This window comes from Streptomyces sp. NPDC051183 (assembly GCF_040682455.1).
Taxonomy (GTDB): domain Bacteria; phylum Actinomycetota; class Actinomycetes; order Streptomycetales; family Streptomycetaceae; genus Streptomyces.
On the sequence record NZ_JBFBBA010000043.1, the window covers coordinates 41,954 to 65,716 of the forward strand.

Below are 23,763 nucleotides of genomic sequence, written 5' to 3' on the forward strand. Positions count from 1 at the left end.
TGCGAGCGGGGCCTAGTAGGACTTGGGGAGGCCCAGGGTCTGGTGCGAGACGAAGTTCAGGATCATCTCGCGGCTGACGGGGGCGATACGGGCCACCCGGGAGGCGGTGATGAGACCGGCCAGGCCGTATTCGCGGGTGAGGCCGTTGCCGCCGAGGGTGTGGACGGACTGGTCCACCGCCCGTACGCAGGCCTCTCCGGCAGCGTACTTGGCCATGTTGGCGGCTTCGCCCGCGCCCATGTCGTCGCCCGCGTCGTAGAGGTGGGCGGCCTTCTGCATCATCAGGCGGGCGAGTTCCAGCTCGATGTGGGCGGCGGCGAGGGGGTGGGCGATGGCCTGGTGGGTGCCGATGGGCTCCTTCCACACCTGGCGGGTCCTGGCGTAGTCGACGGCCTTGGTCAGGGCGTAGCGGCCCATGCCGATGGCGAAGGCGGCGGTCATGATGCGCTCGGGGTTGAGGCCGGCGAAGAGCTGGAGCAGACCCGCGTCCTCGTCGCCCACGAGGGCGCCGGCGGGGAGGCGGACCTCGTCCAGGACGAGTTCGAACTGCTTCTCCGCGGCCTGGAGCTCCATGTCGATGACCGAGCGGGTGAAGCCGGGGGTGTCCCGCGGGACGATGAACAGGCAGGGCTTGAGGCGGCCGGACCGGGCGTCTTCGGTGCGGCCGACGACGAGGGTGGCGTCGGCGATGTCCACGCCCGAGATGAAGACCTTGCGGCCGGTGAGGATCCAGTCTCCCCCACTCTCGGCTCCGCTCGAGCGGGAGGTGCCCCCTCCGTCGCGGCGGGCGGTGGTGGTGATGCGGTGGGAGTTGGAGCCCGCGTCGGGTTCGGTGATGCCGAAGGCCATGGTGCGGGTGCCGTCGGCGAGGCCGGGGAGCCAGGCCTGCTTCTGGGCCTCGGTGCCGAAGCGGGCGATGACCGTGCCGCAGATGGCGGGCGAGACGACCATCATGAGGAGGGGGCAGCCGGCGGCGCCCAGTTCCTCCAGCACGATGGACAGTTCGGCGATGCCGCCGCCCCCGCCGCCGTACTCCTCGGGGAGGTTGACGCCGAGGTAGCCGAGCTTGGCGGCGTCGGCCCACAGTTCGTCGGGGTGGCCGCCTTCGCGGGCGACGCGTGCGAGGTATTCGCGGCCGTACTTCTGGCCGAGTGCGGCCACCGCCGTGCGCAGGGCCTGGTGTTCGGCGGATTCGATGACGGAGCTCATGCTTGCGGTTCCTCCTGTGCTTCCTGGACTACGGCGAGCAGGGCGCCGAACTCGACCTGTTGGCCGGTCGCGGCGTGGAGCGCGGTGAGCGTGCCGGAGGCGGGAGCGAGGATGCGGTGCTCCATCTTCATGGCCTCCAGCCAGAGCAGGGGCTGCCCTGCGGTGACGGGGCTGCCGGGGGCGAGGCCCTCGGCGACGCGGACGACGGTGCCGGGCATGGGCGCGAGCAGGGAGCCGGGTTCGGTGCGGTCCTGGGGATCGGTGAACCGGGGCACGGGGACGAGGGTGTGGGAGCCGAGTGCGGAGTCGACGTAGACCTCGCCGGCCCCCGTGGTGTTCGAATTTCGTTTCACGTGGAACAGCCGCCGGACGCCCTCGACTTCGAGGGTGACGAGGTCGGGGGCGGCGTTCAGGACCCGGACGCCGGGGTGGTCCAGCGGCCGGTAGCGGACCTCGTACTCCTCACCGGCCACGGTGTAGCGGCGGGTCTGCGGCTGGGAGCGGACGTTGCGCCAGCCGCCGAGGCGGGCGGCGAGCGGGGCGCCGGGGGCGGGAGCGGTATCGGCGAGGGCGGCGGCGAGGGCCGCCAGGGAGGCGTCCGGTGCTCCGTCGGTCAGCTCCGCGAGGTGGCGCTCGTAGAACCCGGTGTCGGGGAGCCCGGCGGTGAACTCCGGGTGCCGCAGGGACCGTACGAGGAGCTCGCGGTTGGTGGTGAGCCCGTGGATCCGGGCCCCGGCCAGGGCGTGGGCGAGGGCGCGGACGGCCTCGGTGCGGGTCGGGGCGTGGGCGACGACCTTGGCGAGCATCGGGTCGTAGTGGATGCCGACCTGGTCGCCGTCGGCGAAGCCGGTGTCGACGCGGACCTCGCCGGGGACCGCGAGGGTGTGCAGGGTCCCGGTCTGCGGGCGCCAGTCCCGGGCGGGGTCCTCGGCGTAGAGGCGGGCCTCGACGGCGTGGCCGGCCGGCTGCGGGGGTGTGAGCGGCAGGGCCGCGCCCTCGGCGATCCGCAGTTGCAGGGCGACGAGGTCGAGGCCGAAGACGGCTTCGGTGACGGGGTGTTCCACCTGGAGGCGGGTGTTCATCTCCAGGAAGTACGGGCGGCCGTCGGCGGCGACGAGGAACTCGACGGTGCCCGCGCCCTGGTAGGAGACCGCGCGGGCGGCGGCGACGGCGGCGTCGTGGAGGGCGGTGCGCAGCTGCTCCGGCAGGCCGGGCGCCGGGGCCTCCTCGATGACCTTCTGGTGGCGCCGCTGGAGGGAGCAGTCGCGGGTGCCCAGTGCCCAGACGGTGCCGTGCGCGTCGGCGAGGATCTGCACCTCGACGTGGCGGCCCCGCTCGACGTAGGGCTCTGCGAAGACCTCCCCGTCGCCGAAGGCGGAGCGCGCCTCGGCGGACGCGGCCTCCAGCTCCTCCTTCAGCGCGTCGAGGTCCCGTACGACGCGCATTCCGCGGCCGCCGCCGCCCGCGGCGGCCTTGAGCAGCAGGGGCAGGTCCGCGGTGGTGGCGGTGGCCGGGTCGACGGGCTCCAGCAGGGGGACTCCGGCGGCGCGCATCAGCTCCTTGGCCCGGGTCTTGGAGGCCATGGCCTCGATGGCGCCGGGGGGCGGGCCGATCCAGGTGAGCCCGGCGGCCAGGACCTCGCGGGCGAAGTCGGCGTTCTCGGAGAGGAAGCCGTAGCCGGGGTGGACGGCGTCGGCGCCCGCGGCGAGGGCGGCCTTGATGATCAGGTCGCCGCGCAGGTAGGTGTCGGCGGGGGCCGCGCCGGGCAGCCGTACGGCCGCGTCGGCGTCGCGTACGTGCAGGGCGTTCTCGTCGGGGTCGGAGTGGACGGCGACGGTGGCCAGGCCCAGGGCGCGGGCGGTGCGGAAGATCCGGACGGCGATCTCGCCGCGGTTGGCGACGAGGAGGGAGGCCAAAGAGAAGGGTTGCTGTGTCATCTGCGGGCTCACATCCGGAAGATGCCGAAGCCGCCACGGGCGCCCTCGACGGGGGCGTTGTGGACGGCCGAGAGGCACAGGCCGAGGACGGTTCTGGTGTCGCGGGGGTCGATGATCCCGTCGTCGTAGAGCCGCCCGGACAGGAAGGTCGGCAGGGACTCGGACTCGATCTGCGCCTCCACGAAGGCGCGCATCCCGGCGTCGGCCTCTTCGTCGTACGGCCGGCCCTTCGCGGCCGCGGACTGCCGGGAGACGATGGAGAGCACTCCGGCGAGTTGCTGGGGGCCCATGACGGCGGATTTGGCGCTGGGCCAGGCGAAGAGGAACCGGGGCTCGAAGGCGCGGCCGCACATGCCGTAGTGGCCGGCGCCGTAGCTCGCGCCGATGAGGACGGAGAGGTGCGGGACGCGGGAGTTGGAGACGGCGTTGATCATCATGGCGCCGTGCTTGATGATGCCGCCCTGCTCGTACTCCTTGCCGACCATGTAGCCGGTGGTGTTGTGGAGGAAGAGCAGCGGGATGTCGCGCTGGTTGGCGAGCTGGATGAACTGGGCGGCCTTCTGCGACTCGGCGCTGAACAGCACGCCCTGGGCGTTGGCGAGGATGCCCACCGGGTAGCCGTGGAGCTCGGCCCAGCCGGTGACCAGGCTGGTGCCGTAGAGGGGCTTGAACTCGTCGAAGTCGGAGCCGTCGACGATGCGGGCGATGACCTCGCGGGGGTCGAAGGGGGTCTTGAGGTCGGCGGGGACGATGCCGAGGAGTTCCTCGGGGTCGTACGGCGGCTCCTCGGCCTTCGGCGGGTCCTGGCGGGCCTTGCGGTGGTCCAGGCGGGCCACGACGCGGCGGGCCTGGCGGATGGCGTCGTGCTCGTCGAGGGCGTAGTGGTCGGCGAGGCCGGAGGTCCGGGCGTGCATGTCGGCGCCGCCGAGGGACTCGTCGTCACTCTCCTCGCCGGTGGCCATCTTCACCAGCGGCGGACCGCCGAGGAACACCTTCGAGCGGTCCTTGATCATGATGGTGTGGTCGGACATCCCGGGGACGTACGCGCCTCCGGCGGTGGAGTTGCCGAAGACGACGGCGATGGTCGGGATGCCCTCGGCCGAGAGCCGGGTGATGTCGCGGAAGATCGCGCCGCCCGGGATGAAGATCTCCTTCTGGGAGGGGAGGTCGGCGCCGCCGGACTCGACGAGGCTGATGCAGGGCAGCCGGTTCTGGCGGGCGATCTCGTTGGCCCGCAGCGCCTTCTTCAGGGTCCAGGGGTTGCTGGCTCCGCCGCGGACCGTGGGGTCGTTGGCGGTGATCAGGCACTCGACGCCTTCGACGGTGCCGATGCCGGTGACCATCGAGGCGCCGACCGGGTAGTCGCTGCCCCAGGCCGCGAGCGGGGACAGCTCCAGGAAGGGGGTGTCCGGGTCGAGGAGCAGCTCGATGCGTTCGCGGGCCAGCAGCTTGCCGCGCTGTTTGTGGCGGGCCGTGTACTTCTCGCCGCCGCCCTCCAGGGCCTTGGCGTGCTCGGTGTCGAGGTCGGCGAGGCGGTCCAGGGCGGCGGCCCGGTTGGCGAGGTGGTCGGGGTCGCGGGTGTCGACGCTGCTGCCGAGCCGGGTCATGGGCCGACCTCCGGGTCGGGGAGAAGGTGGACGGGGATGTCGAGGTGGCGGGCGCGGAGCCATTCGCCGAGGGCCTTGGCCTGGGGGTCGAAGCGGTGCCCGGAGGCGACGCCGTCGCCGAGGATTCCGGTGACGGTGAAGTTGAGGGCGCGCAGGTTCGGGAGGTCGTGGCGGGTCACGGGGAGGCCGGCCGTCTCGGGGAGCAGGGCCTTGAAGGTCCGCACCGTGAGGGTGGCTCGCAGCCAGTGCCAGGCGGCGTCGGTCTCCGCCCAAACGCCGACGTTCGCGTCGCCGCCCTTGTCTCCGCTGCGGGCCCCGGCCACTGCCCCGAGCGGGGCGCGGCGGGTCGGCACCGGGGCTTCGCCCCGGACCCCTTCGGGGGCTCCGCCCCCGGACCCCCGCGCCTCGAACTCCCCCGGACTCCGTCCGGGAAGACCCCCTGGCGGGGCTGGATTCGGGCCGGGACCGGGCGACGCGGCAGAGCCCGGCCACGGTGGGGCTGCCGACACCCGGGTGCCGTCCGGCAGTACGGCGACGTGCGCCGCCGAGCCCGCCGGGACGGAGCCCGCGCTGAACACCCCGTACGGCTGGGCCGGGCCCGGGGGCGCCGTGACGTGGAAGCCCGGGTAGCTCCCGAGGGCGAGTTCCACGGCCGCCGAGGTCAGGGCGCGGCCGACGCGGTCCGGGGAGGGGTCGCGGACGACCAGGCGGAGCAGGGCGCTCGCGGTCTCCTCCGTCGCCGCGTCGGTGTGGTCGGTGCGGGACAGGGTCCAGTCGGCCGAGGCGACGCCCTCCAGGAGTTCCGACAGCTGGGCCCGCACCAGCGCAGCCTTGGCTTCGATGTCCAGGCCGGTCAGGACGAAGACCACCTCGTTGCGCCAGCCGCCGATGCGGGTGACGCCCACCTTGAGGGAGGAGGGCGGTGCTTCGCCCCGGACCCCGGTGACGGCGACCCGGTCCGCGCCCGCGCGGGTCAGGCGGACGGTGTCCAGGCGGGCCGTCACGTCGGGGCCGAGGTAGCGCACGCCCTGGGTCTCGTACAGGAGTTGGGCGGTGACCGTGCCCGTGGTGACCGCGCCGCCCGTGCCGGGGTGCTTGGTGATCACCGAGGAGCCGTCCTCGGAGACCTCGGCCAGCGGGAAGCCCGGCCGGGACACGTCGTGGCGGGTGAAGAACGCGTAGTTGCCGCCCGTGGCCTGGGTGCCGCATTCCAGGACGTGTCCCGCCACCACCGCGCCCGCCAGCCGGTCGTGGTGGTCGGGGTGGTCGGGGGCCCAGTCGAACCACCAGGCCGCCGGGCCGCTGACCAGCGCGGCGTCCGTGACCCGGCCGGTCACCACCACGTCCGCGCCCGCGCGCAGGCAGGCCGTGATCCCGGCGCCGCCCAGGTAGGCGTTGGCGGTGAGCGCCCCCTCCGCGTAGGGCATCAGGTCGTCGCCCTCCACGTGGGCGACCGAGACGGGGACGCCCAGTTTCGCGGCGAGTTCGCGTACGGCCGTGGCGAGCCCGGCCGGGTTGAGGCCGCCCGCGTTCGCGACGATCCGTACGCCCCGCTCGTGGGCGAGGCCCAGGCTCTCCTCCAGCTGCCGCAGGAAGGTCTTCGCGTAGCCGAGGTCCGGGTTCTTCAGCCGGTCGCGGCCCAGGATCAGCATGGTCAGCTCGGCCAGGTAGTCCCCGGTCACCACGTCGAGCGGGCCGCCGTCCAGCATCTCGCGCAGTGCGCCGAAGCGGTCGCCGTAGAAGCCCGACGCGTTGCCGATCCGCAGGGGGCGGCGCGGGTCCGGCGGCTGCGGGCGGCGCGGGTCCGGTCCCTGCGGGCGGCGCGGGTCCGGCGTCACCGCGAGGCCCCCGGCGCGCGGCCCGGGCCGGCCGGGCCCGCGAAGGCCTGGGCGATGTCGAGCCAGCGGTCGGCATCGGCGCCGGTGGCCGTCAGGGCCAGGTCGGCGCGGTGGGCCCGCTGGGTCACGAGCAGGCAGAAGTCCAGCGCCGGGCCCGTGACGCGCTGCACGGCGTCCTCGGGGCCGTACGCCCACAGCCCCGCGCCGTCGGGTGCGGTCAGCTCCACCCGGAACTCCCCGGCGGGCGCGGGCAGCCCGCGTACCGCGTAGGCGTAGTCGCGGGCCCGTACGCCGATCCGTGCCACGTGCCGCAGCCGCTGCGTCGGGGTGCGGCGTACGCCCAGCGCGTCGGCGACGTCCTGGCCGTGGGCCCAGGTCTCCATCAGGCGGGCGGAGGCCATCGAGGCGGCCTTCATCGGCGGCCCGTACCAGGGGAAGCGGGTGTCGGGCGAGGCCGCGGCGAGGGCCTCGTCGAGCGCGGTGCGGCCCGCCTGCCAGCGGGCGAGCAGTTCGGCCGGCGCAAGCGCGGCGCCCTCCTCGGCGCCCTCGTCGACGAAGGTGTCGGGGGCGGCCAGGGCCTCCTGGACCATGCCCGCGAAGCCGGGGGCGTCGGTGAGGGAGAGCAGAGCGGCCCGGTCGGTCCAGTGCAGGTGGGCGATCTGGTGGGCGACGGTCCAGCCGCTCGCGGGGGTGGGCCTCGCCCAGCTCGGGCCGGGCAACTCCCGTACCAGGGAATCGAGTTCCTGTCCCTCCTCGCGCAGGTCGGCGAAGACGGCGACAGCGGACGGATCGAGCACGGTGCGCTCCCCTCTCGGCGTGAGGGGAAGACTGGCAGCCTCCGGGAAAACAATCAAGCGTGCTTGCATTATTTTCGGACCTTCGGGCACTTCCCGCCACCGGCGGCAACTCGCGCCACCGCGGCCTGATTTGGCAGCGGCGCTGGTGCCCGCAGGGGTGGCCGGACGCGGACGCAGGGCCCGAGGGGGCGATTCAGGCCGTAAGCCGGAAACCCGCGAAACGTCACCGGATGTCCCGTCGATACTGAGCACTCCGCGTGCAGCGGTGATCGACGCTCCGTGTTCATGTCGCTCGACCCACTCGACGATGAGGATGAACTGACGTGACTCCAGCCGCCTTCTCCGCCTCCTCCTCCGGCCCGGCCCCCTTCTCCCTCTATCCCGAACTCGACGCGACCGCCCTCGGCGCCTTCGCCGCCGCCCTGGAGACCGGCGACGTCACCGGCCTCGCCCCAGCCCGCGCCGCCGAGGTCGCGGACGCCCGGTCTTCCGCCGTGTTCAGCCGCGCCAAGGTGCCCGGCGCCGACGGGGACCTGCTCGACGCCGCGCTGTGGCGGCACACCGGGAGCGGGCCGCGCCCGGCGATCGTGATGCCCTCCCCGTGGACGAGCCTGGGCTGGCTCGTGTACGTCGTCCAGGCCAGCATCTTCGCGGCGCGCGGCTACAACGTCCTCGCCTACACCACCCGCGGGTTCCCCGGCTCCGAGGGCCAGGTGGAGGTGGCCGGCCCGCTCGACATCGCCGACGGCAGCCGGGCCCTGGAGTACCTCGTCGAGCGCACCGCCGGCCCGGTGACGAAGATCGGCTTCCTCGGGGACTCGTACGGCTCCGGCATCAGCCAGCTCGTCGCCGTGCACGACACCCGCGTCGACGCCGTGGCGGCCCTGAGCACCTGGGGCGACCTCGGGGAGGCGTTCTACGAGAACTCCACACGGCACGTGGCCGCCGTCGAGGCGCTGCTCGCCGCGGCCGCGAAGGCGCGGCTGAGCCCGCAGACGCAGGCCGTGTTCGAGAACGTCCTCGCCAACCGCGACATCGAGGGGACGCTGCGCTGGGCGGAGGTGCGCTCGCCCTTCACGCACATCAAGGAGCTCAACCGCCGCCAGGTGCCGGTGTTCTTCGCGCACGCCTGGCACGAGACGCTCTTCCCCGGCAACCAGACCCTGCGGATGTTCAACGAGCTGACCGGCCCCAAGCGGATCGACCTCTCCATAGGCGACCACTCCGGACCCGAGGCGAGCGGCATGCTCGGGCTGCCCAACCGGATCTGGACGGACGCCCACCGCTGGTTCGACCACCACCTCAGGGACATCGACAACGGCATCGCCGGGGAGGGGCAGGTGCTGAGCGAGGTCATGTGGAACAAGGCCCTGGAGCCCCGCCCCACCTGGGGCGCGGTGACCCGGGACGTCCGCCGCCTGTTCCTGAACGGCAGCGGAGGACTGGCCCCGGACCCGGAGGCCGGCTGGAGCGCGGACGTGCTGTGCGGGGTGGACACCCCGGCGACGGTCGCCGACACGGTGGTGACGTCCGGCTTCGCGGAGATCGCCGGGCGCCCGAAGGCCTACCCGGCCGACGACATCGACCGCACCGTGGCCGCCGTATGGACCTCGGAGCCGCAGGAGGAGGCCACGCGGCTGCGCGGCACGCCCCGGCTGCGGGTGACGTACCGGGCGGCGAACCCCGGGTCGACCTTCATCGCGTACCTCTTCGACGTGGGCCCGGACGGCTCGGCCCACATCATCACGCACGCCCCGTACACCGACCTGGACTCGCCACCGGACAGCCTGATCAGCGCGGACCTCGAACTCCAGGCCACGGGGTACGACGTACCGCGCGGGCACCGGGTGGCGCTGGTGGTGGACGCCCGCGACCCCTTCTACGGCGACGCCAACCTGCCGCGCGCGACGCTGGCGTTCACCTCGCCCGAGGCCACGCCGTCGTATCTGGACCTGCCGCTCGGCTGACCGCGCGCAGGTGCTCCCCGCGGCCCCGCCGCCCCGCCGCTCCCCCGTGGGCGGCGGGGCGGCGGGCGGTCAGGCGGCGCGGCGGGTGAAGTCCATCGTCCAGTTGTGGACCCAGCTCGCGCCGTCGTCGACGGAGAAGAACTGCTCCCACCGCGGGGAGTCGGTCCTGGTGCGCGTCCACTCGAAGCGCACCAGGACCGCCTTGCCGTCGTGCGTGTCGCGGCCCGTGAAGACGCCGTCGCCGCTCGCACCGTCGAAGCGGCCGGTGACGGGCGGGATGAGCACCCCGGTCCGGCGGCTCGCCCAGTGCAGGTTCCACTGCTCGCGCTCCCGGTCGTAGAGCTGCAGAGTGAGGCCTGCGAACCCCTTCGTCGGGAACTCGATCTCGTCGAAGCTGGCGCCGCCGTCGAAGTGGCGGCTGACGCGGGACACGGCCGGGAACTCCTCCCACTCGCTGTCCGCGTCGAGGAAGTCGGTGCGCCAGCGGTTGGCGACGTCCCAGGTGCCGACGAGGAAGTCGAAGTCGTCCATGTGGTTCCCCTTGCTGTCCTTGCCGTGCCTTGTGATGGGGGAACGTTAGGACGGCTCCACTGACATCCTGTGTCAGTGAAGTCCAGCCGACTGCTCTCGATCCTGCTGCTGCTCCAGACCCGGGGGCGGATGACCGCCGCCGAGCTCGCCCGGGAGCTGGAGGTGTCCGTACGTACGGTCTACCGCGACGCGGAGGCCCTGACGGCGGCGGGCGTGCCGGTGTACGGGGACGCCGGCCACAGCGGCGGCTACCAGCTTCTCGACGGCTACCGGACCCGGCTGACCGGGCTCAGCCCGGGCGAGGCGGAGGCGCTGTTCCTGACCGGGATGCCGGGCCCCGCGGCCGAACTGGGGCTCGGGCGGGCCCTGTCGGCGGCGCAGCTGAAACTGCGGGCGGCGCTGCCCGCGGAGCTGCGCGAGCAGGCGGACCGGATGCGGCTGCGCTTCCACCTGGACGCGCCGGGCTGGTACGCGGAGCACGAGGAGACCCCGCACCTGGGACGGGTCGCCGACGCGGTGTGGCGGGGCCGGGTGGTGGAGGTCCGCTACCGGCGGTGGAAGGAGCCGCGCGAGGTGGACCGGCGCCTGGCCCCGTACGGGCTGGTCCTGAAGGCGGGGCGGTGGTACCTGGTCGCGGGTCCGGAGGGGCCGCGGACGTACCGCGTGGACCAGATCCTCTCGCTCCGGGAGACGGCGGAGGTGGCGCAGCTCCCGGAGGGCTTCGACCTGGCGGCGCACTGGCGGCGCACGCAGGCGGAGTTCCTGGAGCGGCTGTATCCGCAGGAGGCGCTGGTACGCCTCTCCGCGCGGGGCGCGGCCCAGCTGACCGGGGTCCAGGCGCGGGCCCTGGCGGCGGCCGGGACCCCGGACCCGGAGCTCGCGGGCTGGACCCGGGCGGTCCTGCCGATCGAGTCGGCGGAGCAGGCGCAGGCCCAGTTCCTGTCCCTGGGCCCGGAGGCGGAGGTGCTCGCTCCCGCGGCGCTGCGGGAGCGCATCAGGGCCGCGCTGGCGGAGTTGACGGCCCGATATGCCTGAGGCCTTTCCTCCGGTGCGGGGACGCTGGCATGCTCCGGTCATGACGAGAACCCGTGCGTACTTCGCTGTCGGTGTACTGAGCGCCCTCGCCCTCGCCATGTCGAGCGGCTGGGGCCAGGACTGGCCGGACTCGGACTGGCCGGCGGGCTTCTCCATCACGGCGGAGAACGTCCAGCACGCGGACACCACGCCCACGCTCCAGGGCGACGGCGTCTGGCTCTGACCTCGCGAGCCGAGCCCTGGCCCTGGCCCCGGCCGGGGCTCGGGCTCGGGCGTCAGCGGCCCACGGGGCGGCTCGGATCATCGAGCCACACCCGCTGTCCGGCGGCATCGACGGAAACACCGAAGCGGGTGATGTGCGGTCTGCCCTGTTCCTCGTACCAGGTGTAGGCCGCTGTCACCTCGGCCCATACGGCGCGGCCGCGCGTCAGGAAGCCGCGGGAAGGGTCTCGGCGCGGCGGGTCTGGGCGCGGACCGCGCCCATGCTCGCGGCGATGACCAGGGCGATGGCCACCGCGTCCAGCGCGGACAGGCCCTGGTGCAGGACCAGGAACCCGGCCGTCGCGGCGATGGCCGGTTCCAGGCTCATCAGGATCGCGAAGGTCGGGGCCGGCAGCCGCCGCAGGGCCAGCATCTCCAGCGTGTACGGCAGGACCGAGGACAGGACGGCCACGCCCGCGCCCAGTGCGACGGTGCTCGGTGCGAGGAGGGCGGAGCCCGCCTCGACCACGCCGAGCGGCAGGGACAGCACCGCCGCGACCGCCATCGCCAGCGCCAGCCCGTCCGCCTGGGGGAAGCGCCGGCCGGTGCGGGCGCTGAAGACGATGTACGCCGCCCACATCGCGCCCGCACCGAGCGCGAAGGCGGCACCCAGCGGGTCGAGGCCGCCGAAGCCGCCGCCGTGCCCGGCCAGCAGGACCACGCCGGCCAGGGCCAGGGCCGCCCACAGCACGTTCACCAGGCGGCGGGAGACGAGGACCGACAGGGCCAGCGGGCCGAGCACCTCCAGGGTGACGGCCGGGCCGAGCGGGATGCGGTCGACGGCCTGGTAGAAGAGGCCGTTCATGCCCGCCATCGTCACGCCGAACCACACCACGGTGGTCCAGTCGGCGCGGGTGTAGCCGCGCACCTTGGGGCGGCACAGGAGCAGCAGCACCAGCGCCGCCATCGCCAGCCGCAGGGTGACCACGCCCGCCGCGCCCGCCCTCGGCATGATCAGCACCGCGAGGGCGGCGCCGAACTGCACCGAGATCCCCGCCGAGACCACCAGCGCGACCGGCCCGAGGCTGCCCCGCCCGGAGAAGCGCGAGCCCCGGCCGGGGGCGGCGGGGGCGGCGGGGACTGCGGAGGGCACGGCAGGGGCCACTGCGGGGGTCGCGGGGGACGAGGTGGGTGCGGGCATCTCTCCAGGCTAAGGGGTCCGTAAGGACCATGGAGCCGTGTTTTGCCTTACATTGCGCACACCCCCTTAACCTCCGCTACAGCTCTTACCAGCCACTCGTCTCATCCGGTGGACTCGCTTCGAAGCCGCGGACCAGGACCCGATACGCTCCGCTCGTGGCCGAGATCCAGATTCCCGCTGACATCAAGCCCGCCGACGGACGCTTCGGCGCGGGCCCCTCCAAGGTGCGGACCGAGGCGCTGGACGCCCTCGCCGCCACCGGTACCTCCCTGCTCGGAACCTCCCACCGCCAGGCTCCCGTCAAGAACCTGGTCGGCTCCGTGCGCCAGGGCCTCCGGGACCTCTTCTCCCTCCCCGAGGGCTACGAGGTGATCCTGGGCAACGGCGGTTCCACCGCCTTCTGGGACATCGCGACCGCCGGACTCATCGAGCGGAAGTCGCAGCACCTCACCTTCGGCGAGTTCTCCTCGAAGTTCGCCACGGCCGCGAAGCTCGCGCCGTGGCTGGACGCGCCGTCCGTGATCTCCTCCGAGCCGGGCACGCACCCCGAGCCGGTGGCCGAGGCGGGCGTGGACGTGTACGCGTACACCCACAACGAGACCTCGACGGGTGTGGCGGCGCCGATCAAGCGCGTCGCGGGCGCCGACGCCGGCTCCCTCGTCCTGGTGGACGCGACCTCGGGCGCCGGCGGCCTGCCGGTGGACATCACCGAGAGCGACGTCTATTACTTCGCCCCGCAGAAGTCCTTCGCCTCGGACGGCGGCCTGTGGCTGGCCGCGTTCTCCCCGGCGGCCCTGGAGCGCGCGGCCCGCGTGCACGCCTCCGGCAGCCGGCACATCCCGGAGTTCTTCTCGCTGCCGACGGCGATCGACAACTCGCTGAAGAACCAGACGTACAACACCCCGGCGCTCTCCACCCTCTTCCTGCTGGACCAGCAGCTCCGGTGGATGAACAGCCAGGGCGGCCTGGAGTTCACGACCGGCCGTACGGCGGCCAGCGCGCGCAACCTGTACGGCTGGGCGGAGGCGTCGAAGTACGCCAACCCCTTCGTCCAGGACGCCGGCAAGCGCTCCGCCGTCATCGGCACGATCGACTTCTCCGACGACATCGACGCGGCCGCGATCGCCAAGGTGCTGCGCGCCAACGGCATCGTGGACACCGAGCCGTACCGCAAGCTCGGCCGCAACCAGCTCCGCATCGCGATGTTCCCGGCGATCGACCCGGCGGACGTGCAGGCGCTGACCGCGTGCATCGACTACGTCATCGAGCAGCTCTGATCTGACGGACCGAGTTCCGCTTCCCGGAGCCCCCGGCGACACCCGTCGCCGGGGGCTCCGGCGTTCCCTCAGGTGATCCGGTCAGGGCCGCCGCGGGTGATGTTCTAGCGCTGCCAGCAGTGCGCGGGGTCGTGCCGCACGGCCCAGGCGTAACCGCACACCCGGCAGTCGGCCATCGGGCCGCCGAACCTGAAGGCGATCGGGGCCGGCATCCGGCAGTCGGAGCACCGCATGGACTCCTGGGTGCAGACCCCGCCAGGGTGCCGGTCGGACTCGGTGACGGTGCGGGTGAGCCGCGTCAGGTCGTATGCCTGCCGCTGCATCCGGTCGAGGCCGGCGGGCATCAGGTGATCCCGTCGGGGCCGCCGCGGGGGCAGCCCTCCTCGTGGACGGTGGCGCCGGCCTCGGGGCCCCGGCCGGGCAGCGGCCGGGCGCCGCACTCACGACACTTCGGCGGCGGCGCGGCGACCTTCCGGGGCGGGTATGTACGCCGCGTACTCACAGCGTGCCCGTCGGCTGGTGCTGGTGCTCGCGGATGCCGGCTGTCAGCGACCGGAGCACCCGGGAAAGGCCGCGGGCGTAGTTCCAGCGCGAATGGTCGCTCTCGCCGAGGGCGCCCTTCGCGACGAAGTAGCGCCAGTCCGAGACGGCCCCCTCGGCCCAAGGGAACAGCTCGTCCTTGGGGATCGCAGCCAGTTTCGCGGCGAGGGGCAGCCCCAGGCGGATCAACTCGCCGATCAGCATGTTGATGTCCTCGCGCGGCGGCCGGGCCTCGTACGGACCCAGCACGCTCGTCGAGAACTCCTCGGCGACCTTCAGGTGGTTCTCGAACTCAGCGTCCACGAGTGCTCCTTACCGTCGTCAGCGGGCGGCAGCCGGTACCGCCCGTCGCTGCTGCTCATGAAGAGGAAACCCCAAGACCGGTGGCCGCGAGTACCGTTGGAGGGTCGGAGAAGCATGCAAGCCATGCACTGTCGGGAGCTGCACATGGCGAACCACTCGCGCACCCCAAACTTCGGACTGCAAACCCTGCTTGAACAGGCCGGATGGTCGAGGTCCCAACTCGCGTTGATCGTCAACCGCATCGGCGCAGAGTCCGGCCTTGCCCTCAAGTACGGGCAGCCCGCGGCCTCGCAGTGGGCGGCCGGACACCAGCCCCGCACGCAGGTCAGAGCAATCCTCATCGAGGCGTTCGAACGGAAGCTGGGGCGGCCGGTCACCTATGCGGAAGCCGGCCTCCTGCCGCCAGCGGCCGGCGAGGAGGAAGACACTGTTCGGGAGCTCGTAGACCTCGGAAGGATGGACATGGATCCGTCGCGGCGCCGCGTCATCGCGGCTGGTGTCTTCTCCGCCGCTCTCGCCATCCCCTTGTTCCCCACGCTCGCCCGCGCGGACAGCCCCGACCCGATAAGGCCCGGGAAAGCCACAACCCGCGTCGGCCAGGCTCAAGTCGCAGCAATCCAGACGATGACGGACCGCATCGCCGACATCCTCGACGAACTCGGCGCCGGCCACGCACGGCCCATGGCCGCCGCTTTCCTCGTGAACACGATTGGCCCATGGCTGAAGGCCGAAGCTGCCGCACCGGTCCGCCGCAGCATGCTGGCCGCCGCCTCCGACCTCGTGTACCTCACCGGATGGATGGCCATGTACGAGCGGCAGCACCGGCTCGGCCAGGACTACTACGTGTCCGCACTGAAGCTGGCCGGGGAAGCGGAGGACCACGTCACCTACTGCCGCACTCTCCGCGGAATGTCCCTCCAGGCATCGAACTTGGGCTACGGCCGGCGCGCCCTGGAACTCGCCGACTCGGCAGCTGAGGCGGCACCGGCTGCCGGGCCCCGGCTCGTGGCCTTCCTACGCGGGCAGCAGGCCCACGGTGCGGCGATGGTCGGCGACAAGCGGCAGGCCTTCGCTCGGCTACGCGAGGCAGAGGAGGCCTTGGTCCGGGCCGACGACCGTAGGGAGAGCATCGGCGGATACGACCGAACGGCCCTTCTCTTCCACGTCGCGCACGTGCAGAACGCGACGAAGGACGTCAGCGGCTCTGTACGCACCCTGCGCGAGTCGATCCGTGTGCAGCCCGCCAATGAGCGGCAGGGCCGCTTGCACGCCTACGGCCTCTTGGCGCAGCGGCAGTTGTCTATCGGTCACGTTGAGGCTGCGTGCGAGTCCTGGGGGCGGTTCCTCGACGACTACGAAGTGCTGTCGTCCGCCCGCGGGGACGAGCACTTTGAGGTAATGACCCTCCGGCTCCGAGCCCACGGCAGCGTACGGGCCGTCCGCGACCTGAAGGAGCGGGCACAGGTGGTCGGTGCGCTGAAGGGGTGACATGCGGGTGAGTGGGCCTCCGCTGTCGGGAGCAGGAGGCCCGCGCGCCCAGGGTCGTCCACGTCCCGTTCAGGAGCATCGCGATGAAGTACGTCCCCGCCGGGGCGGAGAACGGAGTCACCAACGCCAGCGCCTTGCCGGTGGCCCCGGTCATCAGCAACGACGAGATGTCCGCCGTGGTCCCCAGCGGTGAACCCCCGCTTGAGTACACGCCGAGGTAGCAGTTCGCCAGCGACGCGCCCGCATCGAGGCCGGCCAGGCCGATCCACACATTCGACCGGGTGATGTCCTCGCGCAGGATGATCCGCACGAGCATGATCCGGCCCCGCGCGTCATGCAGCCGGATGACCCGCAGCCCGGCGTCCTTGGCCACCCGGAGGGGAAAGTACCGGGGCGGGGGCGGTCATGTGCCGGCCCAGTCCGGGTGGCCGCGGGTGATGTTCTAGCGCTGCCAGCAGTGCGCGGGGTCGTGCCGCACGGCCCAGGCGTAGCCGCACACCCGGCAGTCGGCCATCGGGCCGCCGAACCTGAAGGCGATCGGGGCCGGCATCCGGCAGTCGGAGCACCGCATGGACTCCTGGGCGCAGACCCCGCCAGGGTGCCGGTCGGACTCGGTCACGGTACGGGTGAGCCGCGTCAGGTCGTACGCCTGCCGCTGCATCCGGTCGAGGCCGGCGGCCATCAGGTGATCCCGTCGGGGCCGCCGCGGGGGCAGCCCTCCTCGTGGACGGTGGCACCGGCCTCGGGACCGCTCCCGGAGACCGGCCGGGCGCCGCACGCCGGACACTGCGACGGCGGCCCGGACGGCTGCCTCGGCGGGTACGTCACAGCGTGCTCGTCGGCTGGTGCTCGCGGATGCCGAGGGCCATGGACCGCACCACGCGGGCCAGGCCGCGCGCGTAATTCCACGCCAGGTGGTCGCCCGGACCGAGAACGCCCTTCGCGACGTAATACGTCCAATCCGCGACGGCCCCCTCGGCCCGCGGAAACCGCTCACCCGCGGGAATCGCGGCGATCTTCGTGGCGAGGGGCAGACCGAGCCGGATCAGCTCACCCGTCACGATGTCGATATCCTCGCGCGGCGGCCGGGCGTTGTACGGGCCGAGCACTTCGGCCGACAACTCCTCGGCCTCCCTCAGATGCTCCAGAAACGCGTCGGTCATACCGGTGCTCCCTACCGTCGTCAGCGGGTGATGCACCGGGGGTGCTTCCGTGGTCGTGGTGTGCGCCCCCTGGTGTGAAATCACCATGTCGGGTGGCTCCCGCCCCAATCCACAATCACGCCCTATAGGGCCGCCCTATATTGAAGAGATGGAGCCGGAGTTGGGCGTATGGGTACTCCCTGAACTGCGCGCCGCCGCAGCCGTGGAAGACTGGCCGACGCTGCTGAAAGCGTGGCGGAAGGCGACCCGTAGCAACCAGAGCCAGCTCGGAGCCCTGGTCGGCCTCGCGCAGCCAGACATCTCGGCGATCGAAAACCGGCGGCGCGCTGTCACGTCTGTCGAGGTCCGGCAGCGCATCATCGACGGCCTCGGGATCCCGGCCGAGCTTGTCGGCGGAACCAGTGCCGAGCTTCCGCTGCCTTCGCTCGTGCTCCCCGGCCTGGTCGCGGAGCCGGAATCCGAGAGGCTGTGGCAGGTCACCAGCTCTGGAATGCGGTTGGACTCACCTTCGCTCGCGGCGATGGAGCGGCTGCTGGCAGAACATCGGCGGGCCGAAGACACCCTCGGTTCACGAGTGATGTCCACCGTAGTGGCCACGCAGTTCGAGGCGGTTGCCGGACTCTACGAGCAGGCACGAGGACCGCTCGCCGACAGGCTCGTGAAGGTGATGGCCGAGTACGCACAATTCCTCGCGTGGATGGCACAAGACCAGGACGACGCCCGTCTCGCGCGCGCGTGGTTCGACCGGTCCTACGACTGGGCCCTCGAATCCGGGTACAGCGACATGGCCGCCACGACCATGAGCATGAAGGCCCACCTCGCCTGGTCCCAGGGCAACGGGCGACGAACCGTCCGGCTCGGCGAAGCGGCAGCCGCAACTGCTGGCGCAAGCGACGCTACAAGAGCCATGGCCGTGCAGATGGCCGGCCGAGGTCATGCACTCGACGGCGACGGCGACGCGGCGTACCGCCGACTCGACGAGGCCCAGTCGATGATCGAGAAGGCCACAGACGCCCCGCCCTGGCTCTACTTCTACGACGAGCCCTGGTTCGCCGCGCAGCGCGGCATGGCAGACCTGCACCTGCGGGACTGGCCGAAGGCGATCGAAAACCTGACAGTGGGACTCGCGGGCTTCGCAGCCGCCTTCCGGCGCGACCGGGCCTGGTACGGGGCATGCCTCGCCCACGCGTACGCGGGCGCCGGGGAAGCCGAAGGAGCCTTGACCACGGCGAAGAGCATCCTCGTCGATGCCTCCGAGATCGGCCGACCGCACGCGTGGGGCGAGCTGCACAAGGTGGGGAGCCTGCTGCTCCGGCGTGGCGCCCACGAGGGTCGGGTGCTTGTCGACATGCTCGCCGAACTCGACTGAGCCAGGACGCACGAAAGCGTCCCCTCCCAGCCCGCAGGCTGAGTGCGTTGTGGCAAATCGGATCTTGTTCGAGCACGAAGAAGCCCCTGCTCATCGGACAGGGACCCCCTTCGCTACACCCCGTACTCAGCGTTCCTGAAGGCGGGCTGAACGCCCAACTCGGCGCCCGGCGGCCCGGATCCCGGGACCTTGGTCCCAAAAATCGGGGCAAAGAGCCCGCAAACGGAGCCTCCCCGGCGCCGTCACGGCCTGCGCCTTTATGCCGGAGGACCTTCGGCCACCCGCTCGGCCGGCCCCCCGGAGGCCCGCAACCAAGCGCCCAGGATGTCCCTCATGTCTGGTGTGCCGGGAAAAACCCCGGCCCGTTCAGGAGGAGACCCCATGCGCAAGGCACTCACCATCTCGGCGATCGCCCTCGCCTCGTCGATGGCCCTCGGCGGCGCGACCACCGCCTTCGCCGCCGGCACCCCGACGCCGTCGAGCAGCTCCAGCCCGAGCCCCCACGCGGCCGCCGCGAGCCTGAAGCTGTCGACCTCCACCGCCGAGCCGGGCGACTCGATCACGTTCTCGATGGACGTCCCCGACGGCTCGACGAACCTCTCCGTCTCCTCCAAGGCCCTGGGCGACGTGAAGATGACCGACGGCCGCGGCGGCACCGCCAAGGTCAACAAGGTGGACAACGGCACCTACGACGTCTCCCTCACCGGCACCGGCCCCGACGGCAAGAGGATCCAGGCCACCGCGCAGCTGACCGTCAAGTCCGACAAGCCCTCCCCCAAGCCCACCCCGCAGGCCTCCAGCGTGAACCTGTCCACCGACCACGGGCGCCCCGGCGACAAGGTCGTCGTCACCATCAAGACCTCCGAGAAGAACGCCTTCGTCAAGTCCGACGCCTTCGGCGGCCAGGTCAACCTGAAGAGCGACGGCAAGGGCACCTTCACCGGCACCGCCATCGTGTCCAAGGACGTCAAGACCGGCTACTACGGCGTCCAGGCCTTCGCCGGCGGCAAGCAGTTCGACACCGTCAAGTTCTCCACCGAGGCCACCGGCACCAAGCCGGACGTGAAGCCGCTGAAGCCGAGCGAGCACAAGACGCCCAAGGGCTCCGTCAACACCGGCCAGGCCCCGGTCGGCTACGTCGGCTCCGAGACCAGCAATGGCTGAGCAGACCACCACCCCCCGCCGGGGCGGCCGCGCACGCCGCGCCGCCGCCCTGGCGGGGGCCTCGGCCCTCGCCGTGGCCCTCGCCACCGGCTGCTCCGCGGGCGGCGCCGAGGACACCGGTGCGGACACGGCCGCGAACGCCTCGGCCGCCTCCTCCCTCACCCCCTCCGTCCCGGACCGCGTCGAGATCCCCGACATCAAGGTGGACGCCCCGCTCGACACCGTCGGCCTGGACGCCAAGGGCGAGATGCAGGAACCGGACTTCGCCAAGCCCAAGGACGCGGCCTGGTACAAGGACGGCCCCACCCCCGGCGAGCCGGGCGCGGCCGCCATCGTCGGCCACATGGACACCCCGCAGGCCCCCCAGGCCGTCTTCTACAACCTCAAGAAACTGAAGAAGGACCAGAAGATCGAGGTCCACCGGGCCGACGGCAGCACCGCCGTCTTCACCGTCGACGACGTGCAGACCTTCAAGAAGGACGCCTTCCCCACCGACAAGGTCTACGGCGACACCCACGGCAAGGCGGAGCTCCGTCTGATCACCTGCGGCGGCAACCTCACCCCGGACCGCCACTGGGATGCCAACGTCGTGGTGTTCGCCCACCTCACGGCCAAGGCATAGGGACGCACGCGATACCTTCAGGAGGTTCGGGGCAGGTTCAGGGGCCCGACCATCCTGAGAACAGCACAGCTGGAGGCAGCGGCGTGAGCGTGCGAGTGACGGCGGCCCAGAGCGGCGTGGACCCCTTCGGCACGGCCCGGCTGCGACGCGGGGTGCTCGACGCCTGGGGCGCGGGCCCCGCCCGCTTCCGCGAGGACGCCAACGCCGAGGAGGACCTGGCACTCGGCGGCTACCGGGACCGGCTCGTCATCGAGCTGGCGCAGAACGCCGCCGACGCCGCGGCCCGCGCCAAGGTCCCCGGCCGGCTGCGGCTCACCCTGCACCCCGGCGGACCCGACGAGGGCGGCCACGCCGTGCTCGCCGTCGCCAACACCGGGGCCCCGCTGGACGCGACCGGCGTGGAGTCCCTCAGCACCCTGCGCGCCTCCGCCAAGCGGGAGTCCGCCGGGTCCGGGGACACCGTGGGCCGCTTCGGCGTCGGCTTCGCCGCCGTCCTCGCCGTCTCCGACGAGCCCGCGGTGCTCGGCCGCCACGGCGGCGTGCGCTGGTCGCTGGCCGAGGCCCGCGAACTGGCCCGGGGCGCCGCCGTCGGCAGCCCCGGACTCGGCGACGAGCTGCGCCGCCGCGACGGACACGTACCGCTGCTGCGCCTGCCGCTGCCCGCCGAGGGCACCGCGCCCGACGAGTACGACACCGTCGTGGTCCTCCCGCTGCGCGACGCCGCCGCCGAGGAACTCGCCGAACGCCTCCTCGCCGGGATCGACGACGCCCTGCTCCTGACCCTGCCCGGCCTGCACGAGGTCGTCGTGGACACTCCCGCCGGGGGCGTACGGACCCTGCTGCGCCGCGCCGAGGGCCCGTACACGGTCATCGAGGACTCCGCCGGGCAGACCCGGCGCTGGCGCACCGTCCGCCACGGCGGCCCCATCGAGCGGGAACTGCTCGCCGACCGGCCCGTCGAGGAACGGCTGCGGCCCGTCTGGACGGTCTCCTGGGCCGTGCCCGTCGACGCCGACGGCGCGCCCGTGCACCCCGCCACCGCACCCGTGGTGCACGCGCCGACCCCCACCGACGAACCGCTCGGCATCCCCGCACTGCTCATCGCGACCCTGCCGCTCGACACCTCGCGCCGCCACCCCGCGCCGGGACCGCTGACCGACTTCCTGGTGGAGCGCGCGGCCGACGCCTACACCGAACTCCTCGGCTCCTGGGACCCGGTGAGCACCGCGCTCGTGGACCTCGTACCGGGCCCCCTCGGCAAGGGCGAGCTCGACGGGGCCCTGCGCGCGGCCGTGCTGCAGCGGCTCCCCCGGACCGCCTTCCTCGCGCCCGCCGCCCCGGCCGAGGACCCCGAGGAGCGCTCCGCGCTGCGCCCCTTCGAGGCCGAGGTGGTGGAGGGCGCGGGCGCCGACACCGTACGGGTCCTCGCGGAGGTCCTGCCGACCCTGCTCCCGGCTGGCCTGGAACGCCGCCCCGAACTGCGCACGCTGGGCGTCGGCCGGCTCCCGCTCGGCGACGCCATCGAGCGGATCGCGGGCATCGAGCGCACCCCGGACTGGTGGCACCGGCTGTACGACACCCTGGCCGGCGTGGACCCGGACCGGCTCTCGGGGCTGCCCGTGCCGCTGGCCGACGGGCGCACCACCATCGGCCCGCGCCACGTCCTGCTGCCCTACGCGGACACCCCGGCCGACCTGGCCCGGCTCGGCCTGAAGGTGGCCCACCCGGATGCGGTGCACCCGCTGCTGGAGAAGCTCGGCGCCCTCCCGGCCACCCCCCGCGCGGTCCTGACGACCCCGCAGGTGCGGGCGGCCGTGGCGGCCTCGCTCGATGCCGGGGAGGTCTGGGACGAGGACGCGGACACCCTCGACGCCGATGAACTGGCCGACGTCGTCCTGGGCCTGGTGCAGGCGGCCGAGCTCACGCCGGGCGACGAGCCCTGGCTGGGCGCGCTGGCCCTGCCCGACGAGGACGGCGAACCGACCCCTGCGGGCGAACTGCTCCTGCCCGGCTCGGCGTTGGCGTCCGTGATCCGCGCGGACGAGATCCCGTACTGCGACGAGGAACTGCTCGTGCGCTGGGGCGAGGGCCCGCTGACCGCCGTCGGGGTGCTGGCCGCCTTCCAGCTCGTGCGCGCCACCGACGTGGTCCTCGACCCCGACGAACTGGAGCCCCGCGACGGGGACTTCGCCGAACCCGACGACGCGGGCCTGCTCGACGCGGTGGACGTGTGGTGCGAGGACGTGCTCGACCAGCTGCCGGACACCCCGGTCCCGCCGGTGGCGACCGAGCTGGTCGCGGTACGGGACCTCGACCTGGTCGACGACGACTGCTGGCCCCAGGCGCTGACGATGCTCGCGCAGCCCCCGCTGCGCGACGCACTGACCCAGCCGGTACGGGTCCTGCTGCCCGACGGCACCACGCAGTCGGTCCGCCCGTACACCGCGTGGTGGCTGCGCGACCACCCGGTGCTCGACGGCCGCCGCCCGGCGGGTCTGCGCGCGGCGGGCGGCGACCCGCTGCTGGCGGGCCTCTACACCTCGGCGGACGCCACGGGCTTCGAGGACGAACAGGTCCTGCGGGCACTCGGCGTACGCACCACCGTGGCCGCCCTGCTCGACGAGCCCGGCGGCGCCGCCGAACTCCTGGGCCGCCTCGCCGACCCGGACCGCGAGGTCGGCGGACGCCAACTGCACGCGCTGTACGGCGCCCTGGCCGACCTGGACCCCGAGCAGGTCACGCTGCCGGACGAGCTGCGCGCGGTGATCGACGGGGAGGTGGCGGTGGTGGACGCGGCCGACGCGGTGATCGCGGACGCCCCGGACCTGCTCCCGCTGACGGAGGGCCTGGCCCTGCTGCCGGTCGCCCCGTCCCGCGCGGCCGACCTGGCGGACCTGCTCCAGGTGCGGCGGCTGTCGGACACGGTCCCGGCGGAGGTGACGACCCCGGGCGAGGAGCACGAAGTGCCGGAGTCGGTACGGATCCTGCTCGGCCCGGCGACGCCCGCGACCTACCTGGAGCACGAGGAGCTGATCGCAGGCGGCACCGAACTCGACTGGCGCCGCACCCCTGACGGCACCCTGCACGCCGCCACGCTGGAGGGCGTCGCGGCGGGCCTGGCCTGGTCGGCGGGCCAGTGGCCGCGCCGCTTCGAGGTCGCGGCCCTGCTGGAGGACCCGTCCCGGACCGGCGAACTGGCCCGGGACAGGTGGTTCGACTAGAGCGCCGGACCGAAGCCCGTCACCGTCGGGTGCGGCGTCGTCGTACCCGCACCCGGGAGGACGGTGACCTTGCCGGAGGCGTCCGCGGACCAGAGGTCCGGCAGGCCGTCACCCGTCAGGTCGCCGTCGGAGCCGACGCGCGGGTGCTCGGCCGGGGCCAGGGTGGCCAGCACCGGCCCGGCGGCCGGGTCGGCGAAGCCGGAAGGCGATGTGCCAGCCCAGGCCGTCCTTGACGAGGCGGGCTCCGGTGATCCGATGGTCGGTGTTCGCCGTCTTGCCGACGGGCAGGTCCT

The 23,763-nt window shown here is 73.0% G+C and carries 22 protein-coding genes; 10 read left to right on the forward strand and 12 right to left on the reverse strand.

Features of this window, described 5'->3' with window-relative positions; genetic code table 11:
- Nucleotides 1-12: 12 nt before the first annotated feature.
- The 5 genes from AB0M99_RS30495 to AB0M99_RS30515 form a co-directional block, all read right to left on the reverse strand.
- Nucleotides 13-1,209, reverse strand: a complete 1,197-nt coding sequence (locus tag AB0M99_RS30495) for an acyl-CoA dehydrogenase (RefSeq protein WP_365926109.1) — start codon at nt 1,207-1,209, stop codon at nt 13-15.
- Nucleotides 1,206-3,146: a biotin carboxylase N-terminal domain-containing protein gene (locus AB0M99_RS30500; RefSeq protein ID WP_365926110.1), complete on the reverse strand. Its 1,941-nt coding sequence runs from the start codon at nt 3,144-3,146 to the stop codon at nt 1,206-1,208. Before AB0M99_RS30500 ends, AB0M99_RS30495 begins: the two co-directional genes overlap by 4 nt.
- A gap of 8 nt (nt 3,147-3,154) precedes the next feature.
- Nucleotides 3,155-4,753 (reverse strand): carboxyl transferase domain-containing protein, encoded by a 1,599-nt coding sequence (locus AB0M99_RS30505; RefSeq protein ID WP_365926112.1) that lies wholly within the window; start codon nt 4,751-4,753, stop codon nt 3,155-3,157.
- Entirely contained in the window at nt 4,750-6,519 is a 1,770-nt protein-coding gene (locus AB0M99_RS30510; RefSeq protein ID WP_365926155.1) for an acyclic terpene utilization AtuA family protein, read from the reverse strand. Before AB0M99_RS30510 ends, AB0M99_RS30505 begins: the two co-directional genes overlap by 4 nt.
- 68 nt (nt 6,520-6,587) lie before the next feature.
- Entirely contained in the window at nt 6,588-7,388 is an 801-nt protein-coding gene (locus AB0M99_RS30515; RefSeq protein ID WP_365926114.1) for a TIGR03084 family metal-binding protein, read from the reverse strand.
- A 323-nt stretch (nt 7,389-7,711) separates the two neighbouring features.
- Here AB0M99_RS30515 and AB0M99_RS30520 point away from each other — a divergent pair, with 323 nt between their 5' ends.
- Nucleotides 7,712-9,355: a CocE/NonD family hydrolase gene (locus AB0M99_RS30520; protein ID WP_365926116.1), complete on the forward strand. Its 1,644-nt coding sequence runs from the start codon at nt 7,712-7,714 to the stop codon at nt 9,353-9,355.
- A 69-nt stretch (nt 9,356-9,424) separates the two neighbouring features.
- Here AB0M99_RS30520 and AB0M99_RS30525 read toward each other — a convergent pair whose 3' ends face one another.
- Entirely contained in the window at nt 9,425-9,886 is a 462-nt protein-coding gene (locus AB0M99_RS30525) for a hypothetical protein (protein WP_365926118.1), read from the reverse strand.
- A 75-nt stretch (nt 9,887-9,961) separates the two neighbouring features.
- Here AB0M99_RS30525 and AB0M99_RS30530 point away from each other — a divergent pair, with 75 nt between their 5' ends.
- Complete coding sequence (locus AB0M99_RS30530) at nt 9,962-10,921, forward strand: YafY family protein (protein WP_365926120.1); 960 nt, start codon at nt 9,962-9,964, stop codon at nt 10,919-10,921.
- A 40-nt stretch (nt 10,922-10,961) separates the two neighbouring features.
- Nucleotides 10,962-11,144: a hypothetical protein gene (locus AB0M99_RS30535; RefSeq protein WP_365926122.1), complete on the forward strand. Its 183-nt coding sequence runs from the start codon at nt 10,962-10,964 to the stop codon at nt 11,142-11,144.
- Between the two features lie 204 nt (nt 11,145-11,348).
- Here the strand turns inward: AB0M99_RS30535 and AB0M99_RS30540 are convergent, their stop codons facing one another.
- Nucleotides 11,349-12,323 carry an EamA family transporter gene (locus AB0M99_RS30540; RefSeq protein ID WP_365926123.1) on the reverse strand — a complete coding sequence of 325 codons (975 nt, stop codon included), beginning with the start codon at nt 12,321-12,323 and terminating at the stop codon, nt 11,349-11,351.
- Nucleotides 12,324-12,478: 155 nt separating this feature from the next.
- Between AB0M99_RS30540 and serC the strand changes: the two genes are divergently transcribed.
- Entirely contained in the window at nt 12,479-13,600 is a 1,122-nt protein-coding gene (serC, locus tag AB0M99_RS30545) for a phosphoserine transaminase (protein ID WP_365926125.1), read from the forward strand.
- A 104-nt stretch (nt 13,601-13,704) separates the two neighbouring features.
- Here the strand turns inward: serC and AB0M99_RS30550 are convergent, their stop codons facing one another.
- Together AB0M99_RS30550 and AB0M99_RS30555 are read right to left on the reverse strand one after the other, a co-directional pair.
- Nucleotides 13,705-13,944: a hypothetical protein gene (locus tag AB0M99_RS30550; protein ID WP_365926127.1), complete on the reverse strand. Its 240-nt coding sequence runs from the start codon at nt 13,942-13,944 to the stop codon at nt 13,705-13,707.
- Nucleotides 13,945-14,098: 154 nt separating this feature from the next.
- Nucleotides 14,099-14,443 (reverse strand): hypothetical protein, encoded by a 345-nt coding sequence (locus tag AB0M99_RS30555; RefSeq protein ID WP_365926129.1) that lies wholly within the window; start codon nt 14,441-14,443, stop codon nt 14,099-14,101.
- A gap of 144 nt (nt 14,444-14,587) precedes the next feature.
- Here AB0M99_RS30555 and AB0M99_RS30560 point away from each other — a divergent pair, with 144 nt between their 5' ends.
- Nucleotides 14,588-15,931: a hypothetical protein gene (locus tag AB0M99_RS30560; RefSeq protein WP_365926131.1), complete on the forward strand. Its 1,344-nt coding sequence runs from the start codon at nt 14,588-14,590 to the stop codon at nt 15,929-15,931.
- Nucleotides 15,932-16,014: 83 nt separating this feature from the next.
- Entirely contained in the window at nt 16,015-16,152 is a 138-nt protein-coding gene (locus AB0M99_RS30565) for a hypothetical protein (protein ID WP_365926133.1), read from the forward strand.
- Between the two features lie 221 nt (nt 16,153-16,373).
- Here the strand turns inward: AB0M99_RS30565 and AB0M99_RS30570 are convergent, their stop codons facing one another.
- Nucleotides 16,374-16,613 (reverse strand): hypothetical protein, encoded by a 240-nt coding sequence (locus AB0M99_RS30570; RefSeq protein WP_365926135.1) that lies wholly within the window; start codon nt 16,611-16,613, stop codon nt 16,374-16,376.
- A gap of 142 nt (nt 16,614-16,755) precedes the next feature.
- A complete protein-coding gene (locus AB0M99_RS30575; protein WP_365926137.1) occupies nt 16,756-17,094 on the reverse strand; it encodes a hypothetical protein in 339 nt (112 codons plus the stop codon).
- A 148-nt stretch (nt 17,095-17,242) separates the two neighbouring features.
- Between AB0M99_RS30575 and AB0M99_RS30580 the strand changes: the two genes are divergently transcribed.
- The 4 genes from AB0M99_RS30580 (at nt 17,243) to AB0M99_RS30595 (ending at nt 23,470) form a co-directional block, all read left to right on the forward strand.
- Nucleotides 17,243-18,463 carry a helix-turn-helix domain-containing protein gene (locus AB0M99_RS30580; RefSeq protein WP_365926139.1) on the forward strand — a complete coding sequence of 407 codons (1,221 nt, stop codon included), beginning with the start codon at nt 17,243-17,245 and terminating at the stop codon, nt 18,461-18,463.
- Between the two features lie 381 nt (nt 18,464-18,844).
- Nucleotides 18,845-19,627, forward strand: a complete 783-nt coding sequence (locus AB0M99_RS30585; RefSeq protein WP_365926141.1) for a hypothetical protein — start codon at nt 18,845-18,847, stop codon at nt 19,625-19,627.
- Nucleotides 19,620-20,249: a class F sortase gene (locus AB0M99_RS30590; protein ID WP_365926143.1), complete on the forward strand. Its 630-nt coding sequence runs from the start codon at nt 19,620-19,622 to the stop codon at nt 20,247-20,249. The genes AB0M99_RS30585 and AB0M99_RS30590 overlap by 8 nt, the downstream gene beginning before the upstream one ends.
- 83 nt (nt 20,250-20,332) lie before the next feature.
- On the forward strand, nt 20,333-23,470 hold the full coding sequence (locus tag AB0M99_RS30595) for a molecular chaperone Hsp90 (RefSeq protein WP_365926145.1): 3,138 nt from the start codon (nt 20,333-20,335) through the stop codon (nt 23,468-23,470).
- On the opposite strand, the gene AB0M99_RS30600 is transcribed toward AB0M99_RS30595, so the two are convergent.
- Complete coding sequence (locus tag AB0M99_RS30600) at nt 23,467-23,643, reverse strand: hypothetical protein (RefSeq protein ID WP_365926157.1); 177 nt, start codon at nt 23,641-23,643, stop codon at nt 23,467-23,469. The genes AB0M99_RS30595 and AB0M99_RS30600 overlap by 4 nt on opposite strands.
- Nucleotides 23,644-23,763 lie beyond the last annotated feature (120 nt).

Excerpts from the sequence above, each read along its gene's own strand:
- AB0M99_RS30585 (WP_365926141.1), top strand. The coding sequence starts at position 18,845 with ATGCGCAAGGCACTCACCATCTCGGCGATCGCCCTCGCCTCGTCGATG.
- AB0M99_RS30550 (WP_365926127.1), bottom strand. The coding sequence starts at position 13,944 with ATGCCCGCCGGCCTCGACCGGATGCAGCGGCAGGCATACGACCTGACG.
- AB0M99_RS30560 (WP_365926131.1), top strand. The coding sequence starts at position 14,588 with ATGGCGAACCACTCGCGCACCCCAAACTTCGGACTGCAAACCCTGCTT.
- AB0M99_RS30570 (WP_365926135.1), bottom strand. The coding sequence starts at position 16,613 with ATGGCCGCCGGCCTCGACCGGATGCAGCGGCAGGCGTACGACCTGACG.
- AB0M99_RS30580 (WP_365926139.1), top strand. The coding sequence starts at position 17,243 with ATGGAGCCGGAGTTGGGCGTATGGGTACTCCCTGAACTGCGCGCCGCC.
- AB0M99_RS30575 (WP_365926137.1), bottom strand. The coding sequence starts at position 17,094 with ATGACCGACGCGTTTCTGGAGCATCTGAGGGAGGCCGAGGAGTTGTCG.
- AB0M99_RS30590 (WP_365926143.1), top strand. The coding sequence starts at position 19,620 with ATGGCTGAGCAGACCACCACCCCCCGCCGGGGCGGCCGCGCACGCCGC.
- AB0M99_RS30495 (WP_365926109.1), bottom strand. The coding sequence starts at position 1,209 with ATGAGCTCCGTCATCGAATCCGCCGAACACCAGGCCCTGCGCACGGCG.
- AB0M99_RS30525 (WP_365926118.1), bottom strand. The coding sequence starts at position 9,886 with ATGGACGACTTCGACTTCCTCGTCGGCACCTGGGACGTCGCCAACCGC.
- AB0M99_RS30565 (WP_365926133.1), top strand. The coding sequence starts at position 16,015 with ATGAAGTACGTCCCCGCCGGGGCGGAGAACGGAGTCACCAACGCCAGC.
- AB0M99_RS30535 (WP_365926122.1), top strand. The coding sequence starts at position 10,962 with ATGACGAGAACCCGTGCGTACTTCGCTGTCGGTGTACTGAGCGCCCTC.
- AB0M99_RS30505 (WP_365926112.1), bottom strand. The coding sequence starts at position 4,753 with ATGACCCGGCTCGGCAGCAGCGTCGACACCCGCGACCCCGACCACCTC.
- AB0M99_RS30540 (WP_365926123.1), bottom strand. The coding sequence starts at position 12,323 with ATGCCCGCACCCACCTCGTCCCCCGCGACCCCCGCAGTGGCCCCTGCC.
- AB0M99_RS30500 (WP_365926110.1), bottom strand. The coding sequence starts at position 3,146 with ATGACACAGCAACCCTTCTCTTTGGCCTCCCTCCTCGTCGCCAACCGC.